The organism is Streptomyces violaceusniger Tu 4113 (genome assembly GCF_000147815.2).
GTDB classification, from domain to species: Bacteria; Actinomycetota; Actinomycetes; order Streptomycetales; family Streptomycetaceae; genus Streptomyces; species Streptomyces violaceusniger_A.
Genome location: NC_015957.1, coordinates 7,194,953 through 7,206,273, shown reverse-complemented (window position 1 = coordinate 7,206,273; position 11,321 = coordinate 7,194,953). Strand labels below are relative to the sequence as shown.

Annotated in this window: 7 protein-coding genes; 6 read left to right on the top strand and 1 reads right to left on the bottom strand. The window is 73.4% G+C overall.

Going from position 1 to position 11,321, the window contains the following annotated elements; all coding sequences use genetic code 11:
• Positions 1-4: 4 nt before the first annotated feature.
• The 5 genes from STRVI_RS29370 to STRVI_RS29350 are packed head-to-tail and all read left to right on the top strand — an operon-like array spanning position 5 to position 8,911.
• Positions 5-4,714 (top strand): type I polyketide synthase, encoded by a 4,710-nt coding sequence (locus STRVI_RS29370; protein WP_014059254.1) that lies wholly within the window; start codon positions 5-7, stop codon positions 4,712-4,714.
• Complete coding sequence (locus tag STRVI_RS29365) at positions 4,704-5,027, top strand: acyl carrier protein (protein WP_014059253.1); 324 nt, start codon at positions 4,704-4,706, stop codon at positions 5,025-5,027. Before STRVI_RS29370 ends, STRVI_RS29365 begins: the two co-directional genes overlap by 11 nt.
• 4 nt (positions 5,028-5,031) lie before the next feature.
• Positions 5,032-5,853 carry an alpha/beta fold hydrolase gene (locus STRVI_RS29360; RefSeq protein ID WP_014059252.1) on the top strand — a complete coding sequence of 274 codons (822 nt, stop codon included), beginning with the start codon at positions 5,032-5,034 and terminating at the stop codon, positions 5,851-5,853.
• Positions 5,850-7,037, top strand: coding sequence for a glycosyltransferase (locus STRVI_RS29355; RefSeq protein ID WP_014059251.1), 1,188 nt, complete (start codon positions 5,850-5,852; stop codon positions 7,035-7,037). The genes STRVI_RS29360 and STRVI_RS29355 overlap by 4 nt, the downstream gene beginning before the upstream one ends.
• Before the next feature lie 26 nt (positions 7,038-7,063).
• The gene (locus tag STRVI_RS29350; RefSeq protein ID WP_014059250.1) at positions 7,064-8,911 is read left to right on the top strand and encodes an ABC transporter ATP-binding protein; all 1,848 of its coding nucleotides are present in this window, start codon (positions 7,064-7,066) and stop codon (positions 8,909-8,911) included.
• Between the two features lie 227 nt (positions 8,912-9,138).
• On the opposite strand, the gene STRVI_RS29345 is transcribed toward STRVI_RS29350, so the two are convergent.
• Positions 9,139-9,975, bottom strand: coding sequence for an SGNH/GDSL hydrolase family protein (locus tag STRVI_RS29345; protein ID WP_014059249.1), 837 nt, complete (start codon positions 9,973-9,975; stop codon positions 9,139-9,141).
• Positions 9,976-10,137: 162 nt separating this feature from the next.
• Here STRVI_RS29345 and STRVI_RS29340 point away from each other — a divergent pair, with 162 nt between their 5' ends.
• Positions 10,138-11,070 (top strand): endo-beta-N-acetylglucosaminidase H, encoded by a 933-nt coding sequence (locus STRVI_RS29340; protein WP_014059248.1) that lies wholly within the window; start codon positions 10,138-10,140, stop codon positions 11,068-11,070.
• Positions 11,071-11,321: the final 251 nt, after the last annotated feature.

Genomic DNA, 11,321 nt, shown 5'->3' with positions numbered 1-11,321 from the left:
CGCGATGCCCACCCCCGTACCCCTCGGCGGGCCCGAGGCGCAGGGTGAGCCGGTCGCCGTCGTCGGCATGGAGGTCTTCCTCCCCGGTGCCCCCGATCTGGCCGCCTACTGGCACAACATCGCCGCCGGTGTGGACGCGATCACCGAGGTGCCCGCCGACCGCTGGGACCCGCTCTTCTACGACCCGACCGCGGCGAGGGACCCGGCCGCCGGGCGGCGCAGTGACCGCTTCTACTGCCGTCGCGGCGGATTCGTCGACAGCGGCGCCGAGTTCGACCCGACGCGCTTCGGGATCATGCCGAAGTCGGTGCCCGCCACCGACCCGGACCAGCTCATCGCGCTCGACGTGGCGTACCGCTCCCTTCAGGACGCGGGCGGCGAGTCCGTCCTGCCCGCACGCCGCGAACGCGCCGGGATCGTACTCGGCCGCGGCGGTTACCTCACGCCGGGCCTGGTCCGCCTGGACCAGCGGGTCCGCACCGCCAACCAGCTCGTGCACACCCTGCGCGAGCTGGCCCCGCAACTCGACGAAGCCCAACTGGAATCGGTGCGCGCCGGGTTCTGCGAACGGCTCGGACCCGAGGAGCCGGAGTCCGCGATCGGCCTGGTGCCCAATCTGGTCGCCTCCCGCGTCGCCAACCGGCTCGATCTGCGCGGACCCGCCTACACCGTGGACGCCGCCTGCGCCTCCTCGCTGGTCGCCGTGGACCACGCGGTACGCGAACTCACCTCCCGGCGGTGCGACGTGATGCTCGCGGGCGGGGTGCACCACTGCCACGACCTCACCCTGTGGAGCGTCTTCAGCCAGCTCGGCGCGCTGTCCCCGAGCGAGCGCATCCGCCCGCTGCACCGGGACGCCGACGGCGTCCTGATCGGCGAGGGCACCGGCGTGGTCGTCCTCAAGCGGCTGGCGGACGCGCGGCGCGACGGGGACCGGATCTACGCGGTGATCCGCGGCACCGGAGTGGCCAGCGACGGCCGCTCGGGGAGCCTGTTCAACCCCGACCCGGGCGGTCAGGCCCGTGCCGTCCGCCAGGCGTGGGAGGCCGCCGGGCTCGACCCGCGCGCCGCCGACGCGCTCCAGCTCCTCGAGGCGCACGGCACCGCGACGGCCGCCGGGGACGGGGCCGAACTTCGGACGGTGGCCGAGGTGTTCGGCCCCGCGACCGCCGGGCGCGCCGTCATCGGCTCGGTGAAGTCGCAGATCGGGCACACCATGCCGGCCGCCGGCGTGGCCGGTCTGATCAAGGCGGCGCTCGCCCTGCACCACGAGACGCTGCCGCCCACCCTGCACTGCGACGACCCCAACCCCGCCCTCGAAGCCACCCGGTTCACCACGCTCGCCACCGCCCGCCCCTGGGACGAGGTCGCGGGCGGCGCCCCGCGTCGGGCCGCGGTCAACGCCTTCGGCTTCGGAGGCATCAACGCGCACGTGATACTCGAACAGCCCGCCGCGGTCCGTGGCCGCCGCCCCCGGGTGACCGTCGGTGAGCCGGAGCGCGTGCTGCGGCTGGCCGCCCGGACCCCCGAGGAACTGGCCGCCCGGCTCGACGCCGAGGACGGCGCGGTGCTCGCCGCGAGCCTGCCCGAGACGGGCTCGCCCGCCGCGGGCCCGGTGCGGCTCGGCATCGTCGACCCCACGGCACGCCGCCTGAAAATGGCACGCCGGGCGGTCGGCAAGGGCGAGCCCTGGCGCGGGCGTGGCGATGTGTGGTTCACCCCGCGCCCGGTGCTCGGCCCGGCCGGTGGGCGCACCGCCTTCGTCTTCCCGGGCCTGGAAGCCGAGTTCACCCCCAAGGTCGACGAACTCGCCGCCCGGCTCGGCCTGGACTGGTCCTACGACGAGGAGGCCGAGGTCGGCGACGTGGGCCGGCACGGCGCCGCCGTCTTCCAACTGGGCCGGCTGCTCGACACCGCGCTGCGCCGCCTGGACGTGGCGCCCGACGCCGTGGCCGGGCACAGCGTGGGGGAGTGGACCGCGATGGCGGCGGCCGGGGTGCACACCTCCGAGGAGGTGGACGCCTTCCTGGCCGGCTTCGACCCGGACGCGCTGCGGGTGCCCGGCCTGGCCTTCGCCGTCCTCGGCACCGCCGCCGACCGGGTACTCGACCGGCTCGACGGCCGCGAGGACGTGGTCCTCAGCCACGACAACGCCCCCAACCAGTCGATGATCTGCGGACCAGAGGAGGCCGTCGCCGACCTGGTGGCCGACTTCCGCACGCAGGGCGTCATCGCGCAGGTGCTGCCCTTCCGCTCCGGCTTCCACACCCCGATGCTCGCCCCCTACCTGGACCCGATCCGCACGGCGGCCGAGCGGTACACCCTGCACCCGCCGCACACCGCCCTGTGGTCCGCGACCGTTGCCGCCCCCTTCCCGGCCCAACCGGAGGCGGTCCGCGAGCTGTTCGTACGCCATCTGCTCGAACCGGTCCGCTTCCGCGAACTCGTCCTGCGGATGTACGAGGCGGGGTTCCGGGCCTTCCTGACCCTGGGCGCGGGCCAGCTCGGCTCCCTCATCGACGACACCCTCGCGGGCCGTGATCGCCTGGTGGTGCCCGCGCACTCCACCTCCCGCGACAGCCTCGCCCAGCTCCGCCGGGTGACGACCGCGCTGTGGACGGAGGGCGCCGACCCGGACGTCACCCCGCTCAACCCGCCTGCCGGCCGGGCGAGTTCGAGCGTCCGCCCGGTACGCCGCGCCGGGATGAAGCTCGACCTCGGCGGCGCCCTGGTCTCCCTTCCCGCGGCCGGGCACGGTCTCCTCGTCGCGACACCGGACCCCACCGCGCGGCCCCTGCGCCCGGCTGTCCCGGCCGCCCGGACCGAGACCCACGCCGACGCGCTCGACCGGCCCGGCCGCGCCGGCGGACACCACCCGGTGGCCGCCGAGTTCTCCGCGCTGCTCACCGACACCACCGCCGTCGCCGCGGAACTCCTCGACGCGCTGGGGCAGCGCCGCGGCCCCCGTGTCCCGGCGCGTCACCGGCCGCCGACCCCGCGATCCGCTGCCGTCGCACCGCCACCGGCCGCACCGCGGGCCCTGGGCCACGCGGTCGGCCCGGACGGGTCCGGCCGTCCGAATGGCTTGGGCACCCCGAGCGGTTCCGGCACCCCGAACCGCTCCAGCGGCGCCGACGGCCTCGCGACCGTCCCCGCCACCCTGCGGATCGACGTGGACCGGATGCCGTACCTCCGCGACCACTGCTTCTTCCGTCAACGGCCCGGCTGGCCCGACGAGGCCGACCGGTGGCCGATCGTGCCCGCGACCACCGTCATCGACCACCTCGTCCGTATCGCGGAAGAGGCGATGCCCAGAGAGCGGGGACGGCGGGAACAGCGGGTGGTGGCCGTGCACAACGTGCGGCTCCAGAAGTGGATCGAGGCCATGCCCGCCCGTGACGTGCCCGTCGCGGTGCGCCGCTCGGCCCCGGACCGGGTCGAGGTCGGGCTCACCGGCTTCGCGGGCGCCGAGGTCCAGTTCGCCTCGGGCCCCGGGACCCCGCCCGCCGTGTGGCCGGCGGACCCGGCCTGCGAACGGGTCCCCGAACTGGCCGCCGAACAGCTCTACACCGAGCGGTGGATGTTCCACGGCCCCGCCTTCCAGGGCGTCACCGAACTCACCGCGATCGGTGAACGGCATGTGCGCGGCGTCCTCACCGCGCCCGGACCACCCGGCGCGCTCCTCGACAACGTCGGCCAGCTCCTCGGCTACTGGATCATGGCCACCCTCACCGAACGCACCACGGTCTTCCCGGTCGGCATGGCCCGGATCGACTTCCACGGCCCCGAACCGGCCGCCGGCACCGCCCTGGACTGCCATATCCGTATCCGAGAGGTCACCCCCACCACCCTCACCGCCGATATGCAGCTCGTCCACGCGGGCCGCGTCTGGGCCGAATGCACGGGCTGGACCGACCGGCGCTTCGACACCGACCCCGGCCTGCGGCTGATGGACCGCTTTCCCGGCCGGAACACGCTCTCCGAGGAGCGCACCGGGGGATGGAGCCTGGCCCACGAGCGCTGGCCCGATCTCGCCACCCGCGACCTGATCATGCGCAATGTGCTCGGCGGCGCCGAACGCGACCGCTACGCCGGCCAGCCCCCGACCCGTAAGCGCCGCCACCTGCTCGGCCGGATCGCCGCCAAGGACGCGGTCCGCAGGCTGCTCTGGGCGGAGGGCGCGGGCGACATCTACCCGGCCGAGATCGCCCTGCACAACGACGCGGCCGGCCGGCCCGTGGTGACCGGTGTGCACGGCCGTGCCATCGGTCCGCGCCTGACGGTCTCCCTCGCGCACAGCGCCGAGGCGGCGGTCGCCCTGGCCCGCCGCGGACCCTGCGGCATCGACCTCGAAGAGGTCACCGCCCGGCCCGCCGCCACCGTCGCGGCGGCCTGCGGCCCCGAGGAGCGCGCACTCCTCGCCCGTACCGTCGCCGCGGGCGACGAGAGCGAAGACCTGTGGTTCACCCGTTTCTGGGCGGCGAAGGAAGCCGTCGCGAAGGAGCGCGGTACGGGGCTGCGCGGACGACCTCAGGAGTACCGGGTCACCGCCGCCCGTCCCGACCTGCTGCGGGTGGAACACGCGGGCCGCGCCTGGGAAGTGCGCTGCGATCAGGTGGCGGCCCCCGCGGGGCTGCCCGAACGGAACTATGTCGTCGCCTGGACCACGGGCGGCGCCGAGCCAGTCAGTCAGGAGAGCCAGCATGACCAGTGAGGCGGCCACCCCCACGGCCCTCAGCATCGACGAGGACACCGTCCTCGCACAGATCGCCGCGACGCTGCGCGAGCTGCCCGACGCCGGTCTGGAGGACGCCGAGATCAGCCGCGAGACGCTTTTCCACGACGACCTGGAGCTGGAGAGCATCGACCTGGTCACCCTCGCCGGCCTCCTGCGCGAGCAGTACGGCGAGCGCGTCAACCTCGCCCTGTTCATCGCGGACCTGGAACTCGACGAGATCATCGCGCTGACCGTGGGTCAGCTCGCCGACTACGTCACCGCCTCGCTCCGCGCCACCGAGGAGAGCTGACCGGATGGCGAAGACACCCACCGGCGACATCACCACCCATGTGCAGGAGCTGCGAGCGGGCGCGGCCGGCGAGGGCGAGCCCCCGGTGGTCGTCCTCGTGCACGGTCTGCTCACGGACTCGCTCGCCAGCTACTACTTCACCCTCGGCCCGGCGCTGTCCGCGGCGGGCATGGACACCGTGATGTACGACCTGCGCGGGCACGGCCGCACCGACCGGCCGCCCACCGGCTACCGCCTGGAGCACTTCGTCGAGGACCTGGCACTGCTCCTGGACGCCCTGGGCGAGCACCGCCCGGTGCACCTGGTCGGCAACTCCTTCGGCGGCACCGTCGCCGCGGGGTTCGCCGCCTGGCATCCGGACCGCACCGCCACCCTCACCATGATCGAGTCCGAGCCGCCGGTGGCCACCTGGGCCACCCACATCGCGGACGGCCTGGCGCACGCCCGCCGTGACCTGGTCCACGACCAGGCCATTGAGTGGATCAAGGAGCGCTACGGGGCGCACACCGCCCGGCTCTCCCGCACGGCCGCGCGCATTCTGCAGACCACCACGCTGGCCGAGGACGTCCCGGCCGGGCGGCTCATCGACGACGACCTGTCCGCGCTGCGCTGCCCGCTGCTCGCCGTCTTCGGCGCCGACTCCGGGCTCAGCGCCCAGGTGCCGGAGCTGGAGGCCAAGGTCGCACAGTGCCGCACCGTGGTCCTCCCGGACCAGGGCCACTCGGTCCTGGTCGAACAGCCCGGCCGCACCCGTGACCTGGTCCTGGACTGGGTGCGCGAGCACCACGCGCGCCGGTCGGGCGCCTGGGCCGGAGCCGTCGGATGAGCCGCTTCCTCCTGGTCGCACCGCCACTGACCGGGCACATCAACCCGCTCGTCGCGGTGGCGGCCGAACTGACCGCCCGCGGCCACGAGGTCGCGTGGTGCGGCTACGCCGACCGCATCCGCGACGCGGCCGGACCCGCCGCCGCCGTCCACGAATGCGCTCTCCCCGAAGCCGGCGAACTGGTCCGCCCGCCGACCCTGACCGGACCGGCCGCCTTCCGCTTCCTCTGGGAGGTCTTCTTCATCCCGCTCGCCGAGGCGATGGCGCCCGCCGTGGCGAGCGCGATGCACGCCTTTCGCCCGGACGCGGTCGTCACCGACCAGCACGCGGTGGCCGGCGCCCTGGTGTGCGAACGCCTCGGCGTCCCGTACTTCACCTCGGCCAGTACCTCGGCCGAACTCATCGACCCGCTGGCCGATCTGCCCAAGGTGGCCGCCTGGCTGACCGGTCGGCTGGACGCACTGCGGGAGGCGATCGGCGACCCGGCCGCCACCCACGACCCACGCTTCTCCCCGTACGGCGTCCTCGCCTTCACCGGCCGGGAACTCGTCGGCGACGGCACCCTGCCCTGGGAGCGGGTCCACCTGGTCGGCCCGGCCATCGCCGACCGGCCCGGCGACCCGGACTTCCCCTGGCAGGCCCTCGACCCCTCCCGTGACCTGGTCTTCGTCTCGCTCGGTACCGCCAACACCGACGCCGGCGCGCGCTTCCTCCACGAGGCCGCCGGAGCGCTGGACCTGCTCGCCGACCGGGTGCAGGGCGTCGTCGCGGACCCCGGCGGCCAACTCACCGACCCGCCGCCCGGCATCCTGGTGCGCCCCTACGTCCCCCAGCTCGAACTGCTCGGCCGGGCCAGGGCGGTCGTCAGCCACGGCGGCCACAACACCGTCTGCGAGGCCCTCTGGCACGGGCTGCCGCTGGTGGTCGCCCCGATCCGGGACGACCAGCCGATCGTGGCGCGCCAGGTGGCCGAGGCGGGCGCCGGTATCAGGGTGCGCTTCGGACGGGTGGACGCGCCGAAGCTCGCCGAGGCGCTGCGCACGGTCCTGGACGACACCGGCGGGCACCGCACCGCGGCGGCGGCCATCGGCAGGTCGATGCGCGTCGCGGGCGGCCGGCGCGCCGCGGCCGACCACCTCGAACAGCTCGTCACGGCGCACCCGGTGGCATCCGCAGGCCGCTGAACGCATCCCCCATCCCGGAGCACCCCATGACCACAGCCCATCCGATGCCTCCGCCGCAGGCGCCGAGCCCCGCGTCCGACGAGCCGCCGGCCCCCGGTATCCGCCCGCTGCGGGCCCTGCTCCAGCAGGCCCGCCCGTACCGGTTCGTCCTCCTCGGCTCGCTCCTGCTCGCCCTGGCCGCCAGCGGCTGCGGGCTCGTCCAGCCGCTGGTGGCGCGGTCGGTCCTGGACGCCCTGGCCGACGACACGGTGGTCACCGGGTCGCTCATTGTGCTCAGCGTCCTGGTGGTGGCGGGCGCCGTCCTGACCGGACTCCAGTCCTGGTGGCAGCAGCGCACCTCGGAGCAGGTCGTCCGCTCCATCCGCCGCGACCTCGTCTTCCGCCTCATCCGGCTGAAGATCCCCGAGCTGGACCGCCGTCCACCCGGCGATCTGGTCGCCCGGGTCACCTCCGACAGCGCCCTGGTGCAGAACGCCGCCACCCAGGGCCTGGTCATGATCACCAATGGGCTGCTCACCGTCGTCGGCGCCATCGTCCTGATGGGCACGGTCCACCTCGGCCTGCTCGGCGTCACCCTCGCGGTCCTGCTCGGCACCGGAGCACTCCTCGGACTGATCCTGCCCCGCATCCGCGAGGCCGTCGCCCGCGCCCAGAGCTCCGTCGGCGCCATCGGTGCAGCCCTGGACCGCTCACTCGGCGCCGCCCGCACCGTCAAGGCCAACGGCGCCGAAACCCGGGAGACCGCCCGCGCCGAGGCCGCCGTCCAGGAGGCGTACCAGGCGGGTCTGACCGGCGCCAAGTATGTCGCCCTGGTCCAGGTCCTCTCCGGCGTCGCCATCCAGGCGGCCTTCCTGGCGGTGCTCGGCGTCGGCGGCGCCCTGGTGGCCTCCGGGGACCTCGACGCCTCCCAGCTCATCGCCTTCCTGCTCTACGTCTTCTACCTGGCCAGCCCGATCGCCTCGCTCCTCGGCGGCCTCGGCATGCTCCAGCAGGGCCTCGGCGCCATCGTCCGCATCGAGCAGGTCAAGCACCTGCCGGCCGAGGACGACGTGGACCTGCCCGAGCGGGCGGCCCCGCACACCGCGCGGTCGACACCGGCGCCACCGGTCGAGTTCGACGGCGTCCACTTCGCCTACCCGGGGCGCGGGCCGGCCCTGCGCGGCATCAGCTTCACCGTGCCCGGCGCCACCCGTACCGCACTGGTCGGCCTCTCCGGCGCCGGCAAGACCACGATGTTCGCGCTGCTCCAGCGCTTCTACGAACCGCGGGCGGGCGCCATCCGGATCGGCGGCCAGGACATCGCCCTCATGTCCCGCGCCGAGGTCCGCCAACGCATCGCCTACGTCGAGCAGGAGTCCCCGGTGATGGCGGGCACCCTCGGCGACAACCTCCGCTACGCCGCGACCGGCGCCGGCGACGAGGACATCGCCGAGGTACTGCGCCTGACCCGGCTCGACTCCCTGATCGCCAGGCTGCCCGACGGCCTGGACACCGAGGTCGGCAACCGCGGCGTCACCCTCTCCGGCGGGGAGCGCCAGCGCCTCGCCATCGCGCGTGCCCTGCTGCGCAGGCCCGAGGTACTGCTGCTCGACGAGGCCACCGCCCAGCTCGACGCCAGCAACGAACAGGCCCTGCGGGAAGCGGTGGACCAGGCCGCGCGCCGCTGCACCGTCATCCTGATCGCCCACCGCCTGTCCACGGTCACCGACGCGGAGCAGATCATCGTCCTGGAGGACGGCGGGATTCGCGCCGCGGGCTCCCACGACGACCTGGTCGGCGCCGACACCCTCTACCGCGAACTCGCCGCCTCCCAGATGCTCGTACCCGCCGTGGACGACCGGCCGCCGGGCCCGGACGCGCAACTGACGCTGTGAACGAGCGCTCCGGGCCCGGGAAGTGACGGTGGCCGGGGCCCGGAAGTGAGGGTGGCCCGGGGCCCGGAAGAGACGAGCCGGCCCGGGGCCCGGAACGGACGAGGCGCCCCGGGGCCCGGAACGGACGAGGCGCCCCGGGGCCGTATGCGAACGGTGGCCGGATCCGTCGGATCCAGCCACCGTCTCCCGGTCCGTCCGTGCCCTGACGGGCCCGTCGATCCCTACCGTCAGCCCGTGATGTCGTTCAGGGCGGGCAGGTAGCCGTCGCGGTGCCCGGCCTGGTTCGGGTGGTACGACTCGTTCAGCTTGTCCCACTCAAGGCTCGTCACCCAGGTGGTGTTCCCCGAGCAGATGGTGTGCGGGTCGAAGGCCGGCCGCGGGTCGAGGAAGGTGAAGCCCGCGTTCGCGGCCTGCTGGGCGAGGACGGTGTCGAGGACGTCGGCCGCCGAGTTCAGCGCGCTGCGCTCCGTGTCGCTCAGCCCGAGGATGCCGCAGCTTCCGCCGATCTTGTACAGCCGGGGATACCCCACCACGACCACCCTGGCGCCCGGGGCTGCCCCCTTGATGGCCGCGTAGGTGTCGGCCAGCGTGCCCGGCAGGACACCGGTCGCCGCCGCCTTCGCGGCATCCACCCCGGCGACGCAGTCCTTGTCGTCCAGGGTGAGGATGCAGTTCTGCAGAACGTTGACGAAGCCCACGTCGTTCCCGCCGGCCTGCACCGTCACCAGCGTCGCGTCCGCGCTGAGCTGAGGCACCTGCCGGCTCTTGACCTCCGCGGCGGTCGCCCCGGAGCAGGACGCCTCCACGAAGGAGTACGAGGTGTGCTGCGCCGCCCACAGCCGGGGGTAGGACAGCGGTCCGCGCCGGCAGGCGTCGTTCGGGTCGTCATAGGTTCGGGTGCCGGGCGCGACGGCGTACGAGTCGCCGAGCGCGATGTACTTTCCGGCCGCCTCCGCCCCGGTCGGAACAGCCTGCGCGGCGGGGGCCGCGGTGACGGCGAGGCAGACCGCCGCCATCGCGGTGAGAAGAGACGTCAGTGGTCTGCGTGCGCGGATAGGGCGCATGCGAACTCCCGTGAGAGTGGGGGAAGTTTGACTCCACTGAAGTAGCATTTCAAGGATTCGGAATTGATAACTCCACGGAACGGCAAGGGTGTTCCGCAAACAGCGGAAGACACCTTCAGTCAGGGTCGGACACCGACCCATGCGAGGGGAGACCGGTCAACGATGTTCAGTCTGGTACGGAGCAGAGTAAGGACGGCCGCGTTCGCGCTCACGGCCGTCGCGGCCTTAGCCTTCGGCGGGACCGCCGCGACCGCCGCGACCGGCACGGCAGCGGCCCCCGCTCCCGCTCCCGCGAAACAGGGGCCGACCTCGGTGGCGTACGTCGAGGTGAACAACAACAGCATGCGGAACGTGGGCAAGTACACCCTCGCCAACGGCGGCGGCAACGTCTTCGACGTCGCCGTGATCTTCGCGGCGAACATCAACTACGACACGGGGACGAAGTCGGCGTACCTGCACTTCAACGAGAACGTGCAGCGCGTCCTCGACAACGCCGCCACGGAGATACGGCCGTTGCAGCAGAAGGGCATCAAGGTCGTCCTCTCGGTGCTCGGCAACCATGAGGGCGCGGGCTTCGCCAACTTCCCGTCCCAGCAAGCGGCTTCGGGGTTCGCCAAAACACTGTCGGACACCGTGGCCAAGTACGGCCTCGACGGCATCGACTTCGATGACGAGTACGCCGACTACGGCAACAACGGCACAGGCCAGCCCAACGACAGCTCGTTCGTGCACCTGGTGACGGCGCTGCGCGCGAACATGCCGGACAAGATCATCAGCCTTTACAACATCGGCCCGGCCGCGTCGCGCCTGTCCTACGGCGGCGTCGACATCTCGTCCAAGTTCGACTACGCCTGGAACCCGTACTACGGCTCCTGGCAGGTCCCCGGCGTGGCACTGCCCAAGTCGAAGCTGTCCCCGGCGGCTGTCGAGATCGGCCGGACCTCACAGAGCACGGCCGCAAGCCTCGCCCGCCGCACCGTCAGCGAGGGCTACGGCGTCTATCTGACGTACAACCTCGACGGCGCCAATCGCGGCGCCGATGTCTCCGCGTTCACCAGGGAGCTGTACGGCAGCGACGCCGTCTACACGCCGTAAGGCAACCGCACACCCCTGCGCGCGGTCACTCAGCGCTCTCGGCGTGCGCACAGCCCGTACCCTTTCGTCGCCACCACCGCCCCGCCGCCGGCCCACTGGATGACCTTCGCGTCCTCCGCCGCAGGCGGCCATCCGGCAGCGGGCGGTGGTGCCGGCTGCGCATGGGCTGATCCTCGTCGCGGTGCGTCGGATGAGAGACGGCCGGCCCATGCAGTGCGGAACGGGCACTCGCCCGGGGCTCAACCGGGCCG